This is a genomic window from Pseudomonas sp. JY-Q (genome assembly GCF_001655295.1).
Lineage (GTDB): Bacteria > Pseudomonadota > Gammaproteobacteria > Pseudomonadales > Pseudomonadaceae > Aquipseudomonas > Aquipseudomonas alloputida.
In genome coordinates this window covers 208,228-223,937 of the sequence record NZ_CP011525.1, presented here as the reverse complement: position 1 = coordinate 223,937, position 15,710 = coordinate 208,228, and the positions used below count along the sequence as shown (strand labels likewise).

Sequence of the window (15,710 nt, the reverse complement as noted above, 5' to 3'; positions counted from 1 at the left end):
AAACTTGTCTGCAGGCCCGGCCTCTTCGCGGCTAAAGCCGCTGCTACAGGGGCTGCACCCGTCTCGAATGCAGCGCTGTACCTGTGTAGGAGCGGCTTTAGCCGCGAAGCAAGCGACGCGGTCTTACTCGCCAATCAGCGCCTGGTAGCCAGCCGCATCCAGCAACTTGTCCAGCTCGGCCGGGTTGCTTGGCTTCAATTTGAAGATCCACGAACCGTAAGGCTCTTCGTTGAGCAGTTCCGGGCTATCGGCCAGCTCTTCGTTGACCGCAATCACTTCGCCACCGACCGGGGCATAGATGTCCGAAGCGGCCTTGACCGACTCCACCACACCTGCAGCGTCGCCAGCGCCAAACACTTTGCCGACTTCAGCCAGTTCGACGAACACCACATCACCCAAGGCTTGCTGGGCGTGATCGCTGATACCCACGGTCACACTGCCGTCGGCTTCCAGGCGAGCCCACTCATGGCTTTCGGCAAAACGCAGTTCGGCGGGGATATTGCTCATGTCTTGAATTCCTCGATTGGCTCAGCGGTACGCCCGCCGGTTATAAATTGTTCAGATCAGGATCTTGCCGTGGCGCACGAAGGTCGGTTTGACCACCCGCACCGGGTACCACTTGCCGCGAATTTCCACCTCGGCCCGATCACCGGTAGCCATAGGCACGCGCGCCAACGCAATGGACTTGCTCAGCGTAGGCGAGAAACTACCACTGGTGATCTCCCCTTCGCCAATGCCGGCTACACGCACGACCTGATGGGCGCGCAGTACACCGCGCTCTTCCAGCACCAGACCCACCAGCTTTTCCTGCACGCCGTGCTCGATTTCCGCAAGCAGGCCGACACGGCCGATGAAGTCGCGCTCGGCCGGTTCCCAGGCGATGCTCCAGCCCAGGTTGGAGGTGAGCGGGGTGTGGTTTTCGTCGATGTCCTGGCCGTACAGGTTCATGCCGGCTTCCAGGCGCAGGGTATCGCGGGCGCCCAGGCCGCTTGGGGCGATACCGGCGCCGACCAGATCGTTGAAGAAGGCCACCGCCTGATCGCCCGGGAAGATGATCTCCAAGCCGTCCTCACCGGTATAGCCGGTGCGGGCAATGAACCAGTCGCCGTCAGCAACGCCCTCGAACGGGCGCAGTTCGCGGATGAGTGCAGCGCGCGCGGGGCTGAGCAGGGCCGCGACCTTTTCGCGGGCCCGCGGCCCCTGGATGGCAAGGATGGCCAGATCAGGGCGGACCTGGAAGTCCACGGAAAACCCGGCACGCTGCGATTGCAGCCAATCGAGCACCTTGGCACGGGTGGCGGCGTTGTTGACCAGGCGATAGCCGGTTTCCGTGCGGTAGACGATCAGATCATCGATTACACCGCCCTGTTCGTTCAGCAGTGGGCTATACAGCGCCTTGCCGGTGTCGTCGAGGCGGGCCACATCGTTGGCCAGCAAGCGCTGCAGCCAAACAGTGGCATCAGTGCCGTCGACATCGATCACGGTCATATGGGAGACATCGAAGACGCCGCAATCGCTGCGCACCTGGTGGTGCTCCTCGACCTGCGAGCCATAGTGCAGGGGCATGTCCCAGCCACCGAAATCGACCGTCTTGGCGCCTAGCGCCAGGTGCAGGTCATACAAAAGCGTGCGCTGTCCCATGGGTTTCTCCTTCCGGGCGTGGCGAAGCGGCGGCGGTCGATGACGTTGGGTCGTCAGCTTTTCTTGTTACTCACACCCGCCGCGCGAATGCCGCGCATTGTAGCCGCAAGGTCGCAAACTGACATCCTCAGTGACTGTGACCGGGTCGACGTGCCGAACGGCGAATCAGGCCGATGACCGGCAGCAGCCCCACCAATACCAAGGTCAGTGCCGGCAGCGAGGCGCGCGCCCACTCGCCTTCGCTGGTCATCTCGAACACCCGCACGGCGAGGGTGTCCCAGCCGAACGGCCGCATCAGCAAGGTGGCGGGCATTTCCTTGAGCACATCGACGAACACCAGCAGCGCGGCGCTAAGTGCCCCCGGCACCAGCAGCGGCAGATACACCTTGAAAAACAATCTTGCGCCGCCAACACCCAGGCTGCGCGAGGCTTCAGGGAGTGACGGGCGGATGCGCTCCAGGCTGCTCTCCAGCGGCCCGTAGGCCACCGCGATGAAGCGCACCAGGTAGGCCAGCAGCAACGCCGAGAGGCTGCCTAGCAGCAGCGGCTTGCCGGCGCCGCCCATCCAGCTGGACAGCGGGATGACCAGGTGGTTGTCGAGGTAACTGAAGGCCAGCATGATCGATACCGCCAACACCGAACCGGGCAGGGCATACCCCAGATTGGCCAGGCCAACCCCGGCGCGGATTCCGCCCGTCGGTGCCTGGCGCCGGGCGAAGGCCAGCAGCAGCGCCACGCATACCGTGACCAGCGCCGCCATGCTGCCCAGGTACAGGGTGTGCAGCACCAGGCCGACGTAACGCTCATCCAGGTCATGCCGACCGCGTTGCCAGAACCACACCAGCAACTGCAGCAGCGGGATGACGAAAGCGCAGGCAAACACCAGCAGGCACCAGCCACTGGCCAGCAGCGCCTTGAGGCCGCACAGGTGATACAGCGCCTGCGCGCGCGGCCGTTCGTTGCCGCTTCGGCTGGCACCGCGGGCGCGGCGCTCACCGTACAGCACCAGCATCACCGCCAGCAGCAGCAGGCTGGCCAGCTGGGCCGCACTGGACAAGCTGAAGAAGCCGTACCAGGTCTTGTAGATGGCCGTGGTGAAAGTGTCGAAGTTGAATACGGCCACTGCACCGAAGTCGGCCAGGGTTTCCATCAGCGCCAGGGCGATACCGGCACCGATCGCCGGCCGAGCCATGGGTAAGGCCACCCGCCAGAAAGCCTGCAGGGGCGATAACCCAAGTACCCGCGCCGCCTCCATCAGGCCCTTGCCCTGAGCCAGAAAAGCCGTGCGTGCCAACAAGTAGACATAGGGATAGAAGACCAGCACCAGGACGGTGATTACCCCACCAGTGGAACGCACACGAGGCAGGCGCATTGGCCCGAACACCTCGCGCAGGGCGCTTTGCACCGGGCCGGCAAAGTCCAGCAGGCCGACGAAGACGAATGCCAGCACGTAGGCCGGGATGGCGAACGGTAGCATCAGCGCCCAGTCCAGCCAGCGTCGACCGGGGAAGTCGCAGAGGCTGGTGAGCCAGGCCAGGCTGACGCCCAGCACGGTGACACCCACACCCACACCCACCACCAGGGTCAGGGTATTGCCGAGCAGGCGCCCCATCTGGGTGTCGAGCAGGTGGGACCAGATCTGCAGGTCGATGGATTGCCAGGACAACAGCAGCACGCTCAGGGGCAGCAGCACCAAGGCGGCGATCAGGGAGACCGGGAGGTACCAGCGGCGTTGAGGGGTGTGGGGCAAGGCTGAAATCTCGAGTGCGATTGCGACCGCTGCGCGGTCGTTCGCGGGTAAACCCGCTCCTACGGGGACCGCGCAAGGCAGTGCAGATCCCGTAGGAGCGGGTTTACCCGCGAAAGGGCCCTAACGGGCCCAAAGAGGATAAGGCCTGGCGCTTAGTTGTAGCCAGCCCGATCCATCAAGCGAATGGCTTCAGCCTGGCGCTTGCCGGCAATTTCCACCGGAATGCTGTCGGCCTTGAAGCTGCCCCACGCCGCCACTTCCTCCGATGGCTTCACCTTCGGGTTGGCCGGGAACTCCTGGTTGATATCAGCAAACAGCTTTTGCGCTTCTTCGCCGGTCATCCATTCCACCAGTTTCTTCGCGGCCTCCGGGTGTGGCGCATGCTTGGTCAGGCCAATGCCCGACAGGTTCACGTGCACACCACGGTCACCCTGGTTGGGCCAGAAGATCTTCACCGGCAGGTTCGGGTTCTGCTTGTGCAGACGGCCGTAGTAGTAGGTGTTGACCACGCCCACATCACACTGCCCGGCCTCGATGGCCTGGATCACCGCGTTGTCGTCGGAGAACACATCGGTGGACAGGTTGTTGACCCACCCTTTGACGATTTGCTCGGTCTTGGCCTCACCGTGGGTTTCGATCAGGGTGGCGGTCAGCGACTGGTTGTACACCTTCTTGGCCGTGCGCAGGCACAGACGGCCTTCCCACTGTTTGTCAGCCAGGGCTTCGTAGGTGCTCAACTCCTCGGGTTTGACCCGCTCGGTGGAGTAGATGATGGTGCGGGCGCGCAGGCTCAGGCCGGTCCAGTCATGGGACGAGGCGCGGTACTGCGCCGGGATGTTCTGGTCGATGACGTCGGACTCGATCGGCTGCAGAATGCCCATCTGCTCGGCCTGCCACAGGTTGCCTGCATCGACGGTCAGCAGCAGGTCGGCCACGCCGTTATCGCCCTCGGCCTTGATGCGCTGCATCAGCGGGGCTTCCTTGTCGGTGATGAACTTGATCTTGACCCCGGTCTTGGCGGTATAGGCATCGAACACCGGCTTGATCAGCTCGTCGATGCGCGAGGAGTACACCACCACTTCGTCCGCTGCCTGGGCAGTGCCGCCGAACAGGGTCAGGGCCAAGGCGGCCAGTAGGGGCTTGCGTGGCAACATGAAATGCACTCCTCGATCGTATGAGAGGTGCGAATGGTAGTGAATCCCATTTTCTGGCTCACCTACCTAGCCGTTACCGGATGTTGCAAAGGGCTGCCACAGGTGATTGCGCCACACTGTGGGAGCGGCCTAGTGTCGCGAAAGGGCCGCAGAGCGGCCCCGGCACTCTCAAGCCTTGGCCAGATCTGGCAGGTCACCACTCAAACCCAACGCCTGGCGCACAAACAGCGCCTTGGCCTCCGGCATCTGCTCCACCAGTTTCAACCCGCTGTTGCGCAACCAGCGCAACGGCAGCGGATCGGCCTGGAACAACCTCTCGAAGCCCTCCATCGCCGCCATCAACGCCAGGTTGTGTGGCATGCGCCGGCGCTCGTAACGGCTCAGCACCTTCACATCGGCCAGTCTCTCGCCGCGCTCGCAAGCATTGACCAGCACCTCGGCCAGCACCGCCGCGTCGAGGAAGCCGAGGTTCACACCCTGCCCGGCCAGCGGGTGGATGGTGTGCGCGGCATCGCCAATCAATGCAAGGCCTTCACCCACATAGCGCTTGGCGTGGCGCTGACGCAGCGGCACGCATACCCTTGGGTCGGCCTGCAACACGTCGCCCAGGCGGCCCTCGAAGGCACGCCCGAGGGCTTGCAGGAAGGCCGCTTCATCCATCGCCATCAGCTGCTCGGCATGCTCCGGAGTGGTCGACCATACGATTGAGCACCAGTCTTGCTGGCCATCGCGGCTCAAGGGCAAAAAGGCCAATGGCCCTTCGTCAGTGAAGCGCTGCCAGGCCGTGGCCTGGTGCCCGGCGCTGCAACGCACGCTGGTGACAATGGCATGGTGCAGGTAGTCCCATTCGCGGGTTTCGCAGCCGGCCAGACGCCGCACCGCCGAATTGGCACCGTCGGCGGCGATCACCAACGGTGCACGCAGTTGCCGGCCATCGGCCAACGTCAGCAGCCACTCATCGCCAGAGCGGCGTAATTGCTCCAGCCGCGCATTGGCCAGCAGGCCGATGTCGCTGTCGTGCAGGCGCTCCAGCAGGCCGTCCTGCACCACCCGGTTCTCGACGATATGGCCGAGCACCTGGGCATGCACACTGGCCGCCGAGAAGTGAATCTGACCGGTGCCGCTGCCATCCCACACATGCATGTCGGAATACGGCGTGGCGCGTCGCTGGGCAATGCCGTCCCAAGCGCCAAGGCGCTCGAGGATGCGCTGGCTGGCCGCCGATAGCGCGCTGACACGCGGCTCGAACGGGGCCTGGGCATCGAAAGGTACGACCGTCAGCGGGCCACCGTCGAGCAACAAAATTTGCAGGCCACTGTGGCGCAACGCCAAGGCCAGGGCGCTGCCGACCATACCGGCACCCACAATCAACAGATCTGCGCGCATGTCCATGCCTTACGCCAGCCTCGCTTGCGGCTTGAGCCGCACGTATAGGGTTTTATCGACCCGCGCCACCAACTCGCCGGCGCCATCGCGGATATCGACCTGCAAACGCGGCAGGCATTTCTTGCCGGTGGCGGCCTGCTGGCGGATTTCCTGCAGCAGCGCATCATCGACGTGGAATTCGGCATACACCGGGCCTTTGCCCGGCGAGATGAAATCGATGCTGGCGGCCTTGTCCCAGACGATGTAGTCACGCCCCAGCTGCTCGATCAACAGCAGCATGTAGAACGGATCGACCATGGCATACAGGCTGCCACCGAACTGGGTACCGACGTAATTGCGGTTCCAGCGAGTCAGTTTCATCGCCACCTTGACGCTACGCAGGTCCGGGCTGATGTGCTGCACACGGATACCGGCACCCAGGTATGGTGGGTAGAGGTTCAGCATCCAGCGCAGCATGCGCGCCCGACGCGCCAGTTTACGCGGGTTGCTCATGCCTGGCCCCGCGGATCAGGGCGGGTGCCCAGGCCCATGGCCTGGCGGGCGAACCAGCTTTTTGCCGGTGGCAGCAGGTCGAGCCCAAGCAGGCCAAGGTTGCGCCCGGCAGCCAGCAACGGCTGATTGCTGCCAAACAGGCGGGTGACCTGGTCAGAGAAGCCGATGGTCATCGCCTGGTCCAGGCGCTGGCGCTGGTGATAGGCCTGCAGCGTGGTCAGGTCGCCAGGCTGTTGTGGCCCCGCCAGCAGCGCCTCGGCCAGGGATTGCACGTCACGCAACGACAGATTGAAACCCTGGCCCGCGATGGGGTGCAGGCTGTGTGCTGCGTTGCCCAGCACCACCAGGTGCGGCCGCACCTGCTCCTGGGCCTCGATCAAGGACAGCGGGTAGAGGTGCCGTGCGCCTACCTGGCGCAGCGCGCCCAAGCGGTAGCCGAACACACCCTGCAGTTCGCGCAGGAAGCTGCGCTCGTCGATGTCGGCCAGGCGCCGCGCATCCATGCCCTGGCGGGTCCACACCAGTGCGCAGCGGTTTTCCGGCAACGGCAGCAAGGCCATGGGGCCCTCTTCGGTGAAGCGCTCGAAAGCCTGGCCGCCGTGGGCCTCACCCGGGGTAATGTTGGCGATCAACGCGCTCTGCTGGTAAGGCGTGTGGCGTACATGGATACCCAACTGCTCGCGCAGGCCAGAGCGGCCACCATCGGCCAGTACCGCCAGGTCACATTCCAGCTGGGTGTCGTCGTTCAGCCGCAGGCGGTAACCGCGTTCGATGGCCTGCATCGAGGTCACTTCGGCCGGGCAGCGCCAGCTCACCACCTCGCTGTCCAGCCCTTGCCACAGGCACTGGCCGAGCCAGGCGTTTTCCACCACGTAACCCAGCGCCGGTACGCCCTCTTCCAGGGCATCCAGGCGGGTGGCGCCAAAGCGACCACGGTCGGACACGTGAATCTGGCGAATAGGCTCGGCGCGGTGGCCGATGACCTGCCACAGGCCCAGTTGCTGATAAATCTGCTGGGTGCCGAAGGACAATGCCGACGAGCGCGCATCGTAGCTGGGCTGGTAGCTGTCGCCGGGGGCGAACGGCTCGATCAGCAGGATCTTCCAGCCGCGCGCCTTGGCGCCGGCCTGCAGGGCCAACGCCAGGCTTGCGCCAACCAGGCCACCGCCGATGATCGCCAGGTTTACCCGGCTCATGCCACGGCCTTGCGGGCAGCCTGCATCAGCGCCTCGATCTCGGCGACGGTACGCGGCACGCCCGAAGTCAGGATTTCACAACCTTGCCTGGTCACTACCACGTCGTCCTCGATCCTTACCCCAATGCCGCGCCACTTTTTGGCCACGGCCTGATTGTCGGCGCCAATGTAGATACCCGGCTCCACGGTCAGCGCCATGCCGGGTTCCAGCACCCGCCACTCGCCGCCCACCTTGTACTCGCCCACGTCATGCACATCCATGCCCAGCCAGTGCCCGGCGCGGTGCATGTAGAAGGCGCGATAGGCTTCGCTGTCGATCAGCGCCTGCACATCACCTTCGAGCAAGCCCAGCTCCACCAGGCCCGCGGTGATGACCCGCACGGTCGCCTCATGGGCGTGGTTCCAGTGCTTGCCGGGGGCTATTTCGGCAAACGCCGCCGCCTGCGCCTTTAGCACCAGCTCGTAGATGGCCTTCTGCTCGGGCGAAAACCGCCCACTGACCGGGAAGGTGCGGGTGATGTCGCTGGCATAGCAGTCGATTTCGCAGCCGGCGTCGATCAGCACCAGGTCGCCATCCTTGAGCGGCGCATCGTTCTGTTGATAGTGCAGGATGCAGCCATTGCGCCCGGCCGCAACGATCGAGCCGTAGGCCGGCATCTTCGCCCCGCCCTTGCGGAATTCGTAGTCCAGCTCGGCTTCCAGGCTGTACTCGTGCAGCCCGGCGCGGCAGGCCTGCATGGCCCGCACATGGGCACGCGCAGAAATGTCTGCAGCAGCACGCATCACCTTCACTTCCGCCGCCGATTTATACAGGCGCATATCATGCAGCAGATGATCCAGCGCAACGAACTCGTTCGGTGGCTGGGCGCCCAGGCGTGCCTTGGAGCGGATCACGTTGATCCAGTCCATCAGCCGGCGGTCGAACTCCGGGTTGCTGCCCATGGCGCTGTAGACCCGCTCCCGGCCTTCGATCAGGCCAGGCAGGATTTCGTCGATATCCGTGATGGGGAAGGCATCGTCAGCGCCGAAATCGCGCACCGCCCCTTCCTGGCCGGCCCGCAGGCCGTCCCACAGCTCGCGCTCGGGGTTGCGTTCACGGCAGAACAGCACGTACTCGCCATGCTCGCGCCCTGGAATCAAAGCAATCACCGCCTCGGGCTCCGGGAAGCCGCTGAGGTACTGGAAGTCGCTGTCCTGGCGGTACACGTGCTCGACGTCGCGGTTGCGGATGGCAACCGCGGCGGCGGGCAGAATGGCGATGCTGTTGGGGACCATCTGCGCCATCAGCGCCTTGCGCCGACGGGCATACTCGGCCTTGGGAATGTGGCTCATGGGCAGACTACCCCTGGTTGATCAGTGCAGCGAGGGCTTGGGGGCGGGTGCGGCCGGCTTGGCCAGTTCGGAGAACAGCAGCAGGGGCGCCACACGCAGGTATTCCATGACTTCCATGTAGTCGCTCTCGCCGTCTTCGGACTCTTCGAGCGCTTCCTGGACCTGCGAAATGGCCACCAGGTCCTGCAGCACTTCCTTGGCCTCATCGGACAAGTCCTTACCGCCAGCGTTCAGGCCGAAACCGGTCACGAAGCCTTGGCACCACTGGCCCAGCGCGGTGGCGCGGTCGCTCAGTGGAGCATCATCGGAAGGCAGCAGCAGGACGATCGCCATGTCGTCGCTGGTCAGCTCGCCCTTGACCATTTCCTGCAAGCCGACCAAGGCGTTGCGGACACTGTCACCAGGCTCGATTTCCAGCAGTTGGGCGGCATCGGCCAACCAGGCATCGGCATCGAAGCCGGCGCCGGCGCAGCTGCGGCCAATCAGCAGGCCGTGCAGTTCGGCCGGGGTGACAGGATGGCCATTGCTCGAGAGCAGCATGGCGAAAGCGTTGTAGGGCGATTGAGTATTGGGCATGGGCAGCTAGGCGCCAGACGGCGCAATGTCTAGAATGAAGACCTTGTATCCTAGCACCGGCAGGCGCGCCAAGACCATCGGCACTGGCCGTTGCCGCCCAGGGAGAGGCATCATCGCCAGGTGACTCAACGACGGAGCGAATCGAGTGCAACCCACGCAAGAGAACGACCTGCAGGCACTGATGAGCCGATTCGAGTTGCTGATCGAACGCGTCGAGCAACTAAAACGGCAAAATGCACTCCTAGTAGCTCAGGAAAAATCCTGGCGCGAAGAGCGCGCCCACCTCATCGAAAAGAACGAGATCGCCAAGCGCAAAGTCGAGTCGATGATTTTACGCCTCAAGGCTCTGGAGCAAGACTCATGAGTTCAAGCAATAGCGTCACCGTGCAGATCCTCGACAAGGAATACTCGATCATCTGCCCGCCGGAAGAGCGCAACAACCTGGTCAGCGCTGCGCGCTACCTGGACGGCAAGATGCGCGAGATCCGCAGCAGCGGCAAGGTGATCGGTGCCGACCGCATCGCGGTGATGGCGGCGTTGAACATTACCCACGAAATGCTGCACCGCCAGGAAGACCGCAACGATGCGCCGGTCAGCGGCACAAACCGCGAACAGGTGCGCGACCTGCTGGATCGGGTAGATAAGGCTTTGTCCGACGACACGGATACCAAAATCGGCTGAGATTGGTATACTGGCGCCACTCCCTGGGGGATGCGCCAGTCGGTTATGTCCCTGAGCCGATACGCACAACCACGGGGGTTGCACGCTGGGGCCGGTGTGCATGTCCGCCCGACGGAAAGCCTTAACGCCCCCTGCAATCTCCACCTTGAACTTTCGGGTTCAAGGGCTACACCGATAGCGGTCTTATCGGGGAGCCTGAATTTTCTTGCCCGCCCCCCAAGGCGGGCAATTCGTTTTGGCCGACTTTATTCAAGCTTTGTACGACGATTCACCGCGCAGGCACTGTTCGTACCAAGCCAGCACATCTGGGATTGCCCGTGCCATGACCGAAAACGTGCCGCTCACCCGTCCCCAGCTTCGTCGCCTGCTTCGCAATGCCCGCCGCGCCCTTACCCCTGCCCAGCAACGCCAGGCCACCCTCGGCCTGTACCGCCAACTGGCGCAACACCCCTTGTTCCGCCGCGCCCGCCACATCGCCCTGTACCTGCCCAACGACGGTGAAATCGACCCTCGCCTGCTGATGCGCGAAGCCCAGCGTCGCGGCAAGTGCACCTACCTGCCGGTGCTGCACGCCTGGCCGCGCACGCGCATGGTGTTCCAGCGTTTTGAGCAGGGTGAGAAGCTCAAGCCCAACCGCTTCCGTATTCCAGAGCCGATCATCGATCGCAAACGCCAGCGGCCGATCTGGGCGCTGGATCTGATTCTGCTACCGCTGGTCGGTTTTGACGAAGTGGGCGGCCGCTTGGGTATGGGCGGTGGCTTCTATGATCGCAGCCTGGCCTACCAGGCGCGTCGGCAAACCTGGAAAAAACCGTTGCTGCTGGGGCTGGCGCATGAATGCCAGAAGGTCGAGCGGCTGGCGCAGGCCAGTTGGGATGTACCGCTGAAGGGCACGGTCTCGGACCGTGGCTGGTACCTGGCGCCACGTTGAGCGGCGCCAGCGGGGGGTATCAACGTTGTGGCTGGCTGGCGTCGACCGGCATCTGATAGGCGTTGTCCAGCTTGCGCTCCCAGAACCCTTGCGCATAACCGGTAGTGACCACACCCAGGCCAAAAATGAACACCAGGATCCACAGCAGATCCGGCTTTTTACGTTGATTCATCGAAGATTGCCCCCCAGGCAAACTGTTCAGTACTCGGCGATATTCTGGGTACCGCCGGCGCACGCGCTTTAAACGGGGCGCATTTTCCGACAACATGCGTCCGCACGCAAACCTTGACGCCAACCGGCTGTCGGTTTCGTGCAACAGGTTATTTCAAACCTTTTCAGGAGCAGCATCCATGGCTTACTGGCTGATGAAATCCGAGCCCGACGAGCTCTCCATCGAAGCCCTCGCACGCTTGGGCGAAGCGCGCTGGGACGGCGTGCGCAACTATCAGGCGCGTAATTTTCTGCGGGCCATGAGCGTGGGTGACGAGTTCTTCTTCTACCACTCCAGTTGCCCGCAACCCGGCATCGCCGGCATTGCCAAAATCACCCGCGCGGCCTACCCGGACCCGACCGCGCTGGACCCGGAAAGCCATTATCACGATGCCAAGGCCACGATCGACAAGAACCCGTGGAGCGCGGTGGATGTGGCCCACGTACAAACCTTTCCAAGGGTGCTGGAACTGGGGTGGCTGAAACAGCAGGCCGGTCTGGTCGAGTTGCCCCTGGTGCAAAAAGGCAGCCGCCTGTCGGTCATGCCGGTAACGCCCGAGCAATGGGCGGTGATTGTCGCGTTGCGCTGAATACGCAGCTAAGGTCAAGGGCTTGACCGATATCAACACGCCACACATGGCCGCCAGGCATGATGTACTGTGCATGACCGCAAGGATGCAGAACGATGAACCGATACGCCCCTAGAATCTTCGCCACTGCACTGATCGCACTGCTCGCTGCAGCCGGCGGGCTGGGGTACTGGAAGTCGCTTCACGACCAGTTGCCCGAAGGCCTGAGCATGGGCAACGGCCGCCTTGAAGCCACCGAAGTGCAGATCGCCAGCAAGATCCCCGGTCGCCTGGCCGAAGTACTGGTCGATGAAGGCGACAACGTGACCCGTGGCCAGCTACTGGCACGCATCGACACACGCACCATGGAAGCCCAGCGCAGCCAGGCCGAAGCCGAAGTGCTGCGCGCCCGGGAAAACTACGCCGCCGCCCAGGCCACCGTGCAACTGCGCCAGAGTGAACTGCTGTTGGCCAGCCAGGAGCTCAAGCGCGTACGCGAAATCTTCCAGCGCAAGTTCGCCAGCCAGCAGTTGCTCGACCAACAGCAGGCGCGCTTTGACACGGCCAACGCAGCAGTAGTCGCTGCCCGCGCCCAACTGGCAGCGATCAAGGCCGCCATTGGCGCCGCCGAAGCCCAAGTGGCGCAGCTCACCAGCGAAATCGACGACAGCAGCCTGCGTGCGCCCATCAACGGCATCATCCAGCTGCGCCTGGCCGAACCCGGTGAAGTGCTGGGTGCCGGCGGCCGTGTGCTGATGCTGATCGACCCCAGCGACCAGTACATGAACCTGTACCTCCCGGCCTCTACCAGCGGCCGGCTGACCGTAGGCGATCAGGCGCGCATCGTGCTCGACGCCCTGCCCGAGCGCGCGCTGCCGGCCAAGGTGGCCTTTGTCGCAGCCAAGGCCCAGTTCACCCCCAAACAGGTGGAAACCCGCGACGAACGGCAAAAGTTGGTGTTCCGGGTCAAACTGCGCCTGAGCGACCCAGGCGCCGTGCCGCAAGCCAAACCAGGCATGCCAGGCGCCGGCTATGTACGCACGGCTGAGGTGGACTGGCCGGCCAACCTGCAATGAACGCCCCGGCACTGCTGGCCGAAGGCATCAGCCACCGTTACGGCGACGTGATAGCCCTCCACCCACTAGGCTTCAGCCTCCCTGTGGGTACCCGCTGCGCGCTGATAGGCCCTGACGGGGCTGGCAAGTCGACCCTGCTGGGGCTGATCGCCGGCGTGAAACGCCTACAGCAGGGAGAGCTGCAGGTGCTGGGTGGCTCGATCCGCCAACGCCGCCATCGCACGGCGCTCTACCCCAAAGTGGCGTTCATGCCGCAAGGGCTGGGCAACAACCTGTACCCGGAACTGTCGATCAGCGAGAACATCCGTTTTTTTGCCACCCTGTTCGGGCTGGGCCGCCGTGAGTGTGAACAGCGCATGGCCAATCTGTTGCAGGCCACCGACCTGCAGCGCTTTGCCCAGCGCCCGGCCGGCAAGCTGTCGGGAGGCATGAAGCAGAAGCTGGGCCTTTGCTGCGCGCTGATCCACGAGCCAGACCTGCTTATCCTGGACGAGCCGACCACCGGCGTCGACCCACTGTCGCGGCGGCGCTTCTGGGAGCTGGTTGAACAGGTTCGCGCACAACGCCCGCAACTGACCCTGCTGGTGGCTACCGCCTACATGGAAGAAGCCGAACAGTTCGAGCATTGCCTGATGCTCGATGGCGGCCGGCTGCTGGCCGCCGGCCCTAGCCACGAACTGGCTGCAGTCACCCCGAGCGGCAAACTGGATGATGCCTTTACCCACTACCAGGGCGCGGGCAAGGCGCAGCATCAACCACTGGCAATCCCGCCGCGCCAAGCCACGGACGGCCCGGTCGCCATCGAGGCACACGACCTGACCCTGCGCTTTGGCGACTTCACAGCGGTGAACAAGGTCAGTTTCGCCATTGGCCGCGGGGAGATCTTCGGCTTCCTGGGTTCCAACGGTTGCGGCAAGACCACCACCATGAAAGTGCTCACCGGCCTAATGCCGGCCAGCGAGGGCAGCGCCAGCCTGCTGGGGCGCCCGGTGGACGCCAGCGACCTGGCCACACGCAAGCGGGTCGGCTTCATGTCGCAGAGTTTCTCTCTGTATGGCGAGCTCAGCACCCGGCAGAACCTGGCCCTGCATGCCCGCCTGTTCGACTTGCCCAAAGCCGAGAGCGCCCAGCGCATCGATGAGCTGATCGAGCGCTTCGACCTCGCCGCTATCGCCGACCAACCGTCTGGCGCCCTGCCCCTTGGTTTGCGCCAGCGCCTGTCGCTGGCAGTGGCGGTTCTGCATCGCCCGGAAGTCTTGATCCTCGACGAACCGACCTCCGGCGTCGACCCCGCCGCCCGCGACGACTTCTGGCGCCTGCTGGTAGAGCTGTCCCGCGAGCAGGGCGTGACCATTTTCCTCTCCACCCACTTCATGAACGAAGCCCAGCGCTGCGATCGTATTTCGCTGATGCACGCCGGGCGGGTGCTGGCCTGCGACACGCCCGATGCCCTGCAGCACCAGTACCAGGGCGACACGCTGGAAGACGCGTTCGTCCGCTGCCTGGAACAGGCCCAGGAACTGGCGCCAGCCGCCACCGACAGCAGCGTGCTGGAACAGGCGTCCACCCCCACCCTACCGCTGCGCCAGGGTTTCAGCCTGCGTCGCCTGCTCGCAGTGGCCGGCCGTGAGGGCAAGGAGCTGCTGCGCGACAAGGTGCGCCTGGCCTTCGCCCTACTGGGTGCACTGTTCATGATGGTGATCTTCGGCTACGGCATTTCACTGGATGTGGAAAACCTCGCCTTCGCCGTGCACGATCAGGACCAGAGCCCGCAAAGTCGTGCCTACCTCGAAGCCTTCCGTGGCTCACGCTACTTCGCCGAACAGGCGCCGATCCGCGACAGCAGCGAGCTGCACCAGCGCCTGCAACGCTCGGAAATCAAACTGGCACTGGAAATTCCGCCCGGCTTTGGTCGCGACCTGTACGCAGGACGCCAGCCGGTGGTGGCTGCCTGGCTCGACGGTGGCATGCCGTTCCGCGCCGAAACCAGCCGCAACTACGTGGAAGCCGTGCACCAGGCCAACCTGGAGCAACTGGCAAAGGCCAGCCCACAACCGCAGCCGCGCCAGGACCCGGTGCGCCTGGAAACGCGTTTCCGCTACAACCAGGATGTGGTCAGCGTGAACGCCATCGGCCCGGGTGTGATGGCACTGATACTGGCCTTCATTCCGGCCATGCTCACGGCACTGGGCATCGTGCGCGAGAAGGAGCTCGGCTCCATCACCAACTTCTACGCCACACCCCTCACCCGCCTGGAATTCCTGCTTGGCAAGCAGATGCCCTACCTGGCTGTGAGCCTGGTCAACCTGGCGCTGCTGGTGGCGATGAACCGCTGGCTGTTCGCCGTACCGCTCAAGGGCAGCGTACTGGCTTTGGCATGTGGCGGCGTGGCCTACCTGCTGGCAACCACCAGCCTGGGCCTGCTGATTTCGGCATTCACCCGCACCCAGATCGCCGCCATTCTCGGCACCATGATCATTACCAGCCTGCCGACCATCCAGTTTTCCGGGCTGATCGTGCCACGCTCGTCGCTGGACGGCGCGGCAGCGGTGATGGGCCAGTTGTTCCCGGCGGGCTACTTCCTCGACATCGCAGTCGGCACCTTCACCAAGGCGTTAGGCCTGCGCGAGTTGTGGCCGCAGTGCCTGATCCTGCTGAGCTTCTTTGCCGCGTTCACCGGCCTGAGCCTGGCAATGCTGAAAAAGCAGGAGGCCTGA

16 protein-coding genes and 1 other RNA gene are annotated in these 15,710 nt (G+C 64.1%); 7 read left to right on the top strand and 10 right to left on the bottom strand.

What is annotated here, in order from left to right; translation table 11 throughout:
* Positions 1–123 precede the first annotated feature (123 nt).
* The 9 genes from gcvH to AA098_RS00975 all read right to left on the bottom strand — a co-directional run bounded on the left by gcvH (position 124) and on the right by AA098_RS00975 (position 9,526).
* Positions 124–507, bottom strand: a complete 384-nt coding sequence (gcvH, locus tag AA098_RS01015) for a glycine cleavage system protein GcvH (protein ID WP_020191591.1) — start codon at positions 505–507, stop codon at positions 124–126.
* A gap of 51 nt (positions 508–558) precedes the next feature.
* The gene (gene gcvT, locus AA098_RS01010; RefSeq protein WP_003253703.1) at positions 559–1,641 is read right to left on the bottom strand and encodes a glycine cleavage system aminomethyltransferase GcvT; all 1,083 of its coding nucleotides are present in this window, start codon (positions 1,639–1,641) and stop codon (positions 559–561) included.
* Between the two features lie 127 nt (positions 1,642–1,768).
* Positions 1,769–3,391, bottom strand: coding sequence for an iron ABC transporter permease (locus AA098_RS01005; RefSeq protein WP_003253701.1), 1,623 nt, complete (start codon positions 3,389–3,391; stop codon positions 1,769–1,771).
* A 152-nt stretch (positions 3,392–3,543) separates the two neighbouring features.
* On the bottom strand, positions 3,544–4,545 hold the full coding sequence (locus AA098_RS01000; RefSeq protein WP_004575832.1) for an extracellular solute-binding protein: 1,002 nt from the start codon (positions 4,543–4,545) through the stop codon (positions 3,544–3,546).
* A gap of 168 nt (positions 4,546–4,713) precedes the next feature.
* The gene (locus tag AA098_RS00995) at positions 4,714–5,931 is read right to left on the bottom strand and encodes a 2-octaprenyl-3-methyl-6-methoxy-1,4-benzoquinol hydroxylase (RefSeq protein ID WP_162996151.1); all 1,218 of its coding nucleotides are present in this window, start codon (positions 5,929–5,931) and stop codon (positions 4,714–4,716) included.
* A gap of 9 nt (positions 5,932–5,940) precedes the next feature.
* The gene (locus AA098_RS00990; protein WP_003253696.1) at positions 5,941–6,423 is read right to left on the bottom strand and encodes a DUF4442 domain-containing protein; all 483 of its coding nucleotides are present in this window, start codon (positions 6,421–6,423) and stop codon (positions 5,941–5,943) included.
* Positions 6,420–7,619 carry a 2-octaprenyl-6-methoxyphenyl hydroxylase gene (ubiH, locus tag AA098_RS00985; RefSeq protein WP_064613741.1) on the bottom strand — a complete coding sequence of 400 codons (1,200 nt, stop codon included), beginning with the start codon at positions 7,617–7,619 and terminating at the stop codon, positions 6,420–6,422. Before ubiH ends, AA098_RS00990 begins: the two co-directional genes overlap by 4 nt.
* The gene (pepP, locus tag AA098_RS00980) at positions 7,616–8,950 is read right to left on the bottom strand and encodes a Xaa-Pro aminopeptidase (RefSeq protein WP_003253692.1); all 1,335 of its coding nucleotides are present in this window, start codon (positions 8,948–8,950) and stop codon (positions 7,616–7,618) included. The genes ubiH and pepP overlap by 4 nt, the downstream gene beginning before the upstream one ends.
* A 21-nt stretch (positions 8,951–8,971) precedes the next feature.
* Positions 8,972–9,526, bottom strand: a complete 555-nt coding sequence (locus AA098_RS00975) for a YecA family protein (protein ID WP_014861353.1) — start codon at positions 9,524–9,526, stop codon at positions 8,972–8,974.
* Between the two features lie 181 nt (positions 9,527–9,707).
* Between AA098_RS00975 and AA098_RS00970 the strand changes: the two genes are divergently transcribed.
* The 4 genes from AA098_RS00970 (at position 9,708) to AA098_RS00955 (ending at position 11,138) form a co-directional block, all read left to right on the top strand.
* Positions 9,708–9,890: a TIGR02449 family protein gene (locus AA098_RS00970; protein ID WP_029886233.1), complete on the top strand. Its 183-nt coding sequence runs from the start codon at positions 9,708–9,710 to the stop codon at positions 9,888–9,890.
* Positions 9,887–10,207, top strand: coding sequence for a cell division protein ZapA (locus AA098_RS00965; RefSeq protein ID WP_003253687.1), 321 nt, complete (start codon positions 9,887–9,889; stop codon positions 10,205–10,207). The genes AA098_RS00970 and AA098_RS00965 overlap by 4 nt, the downstream gene beginning before the upstream one ends.
* A gap of 17 nt (positions 10,208–10,224) precedes the next feature.
* A non-coding RNA gene (ssrS, locus tag AA098_RS00960) (6S RNA) lies at positions 10,225–10,404 on the top strand.
* A gap of 125 nt (positions 10,405–10,529) precedes the next feature.
* Entirely contained in the window at positions 10,530–11,138 is a 609-nt protein-coding gene (locus AA098_RS00955) for a 5-formyltetrahydrofolate cyclo-ligase (RefSeq protein ID WP_003253685.1), read from the top strand.
* Positions 11,139–11,157: 19 nt separating this feature from the next.
* Here AA098_RS00955 and AA098_RS29415 read toward each other — a convergent pair whose 3' ends face one another.
* A complete protein-coding gene (locus tag AA098_RS29415; RefSeq protein WP_003253683.1) occupies positions 11,158–11,310 on the bottom strand; it encodes a hypothetical protein in 153 nt (50 codons plus the stop codon).
* Between the two features lie 178 nt (positions 11,311–11,488).
* On the opposite strand from AA098_RS29415, the gene AA098_RS00950 reads away from it, so the two are divergent.
* The 3 genes from AA098_RS00950 (at position 11,489) to rbbA (ending at position 15,710) form a co-directional block, all read left to right on the top strand.
* On the top strand, positions 11,489–11,938 hold the full coding sequence (locus AA098_RS00950; protein WP_003253680.1) for an EVE domain-containing protein: 450 nt from the start codon (positions 11,489–11,491) through the stop codon (positions 11,936–11,938).
* Between the two features lie 95 nt (positions 11,939–12,033).
* The gene (locus tag AA098_RS00945) at positions 12,034–12,993 is read left to right on the top strand and encodes an HlyD family secretion protein (protein ID WP_003253678.1); all 960 of its coding nucleotides are present in this window, start codon (positions 12,034–12,036) and stop codon (positions 12,991–12,993) included.
* Positions 12,990–15,710, top strand: a complete 2,721-nt coding sequence (gene rbbA, locus AA098_RS00940; protein ID WP_014754796.1) for a ribosome-associated ATPase/putative transporter RbbA — start codon at positions 12,990–12,992, stop codon at positions 15,708–15,710. Before AA098_RS00945 ends, rbbA begins: the two co-directional genes overlap by 4 nt.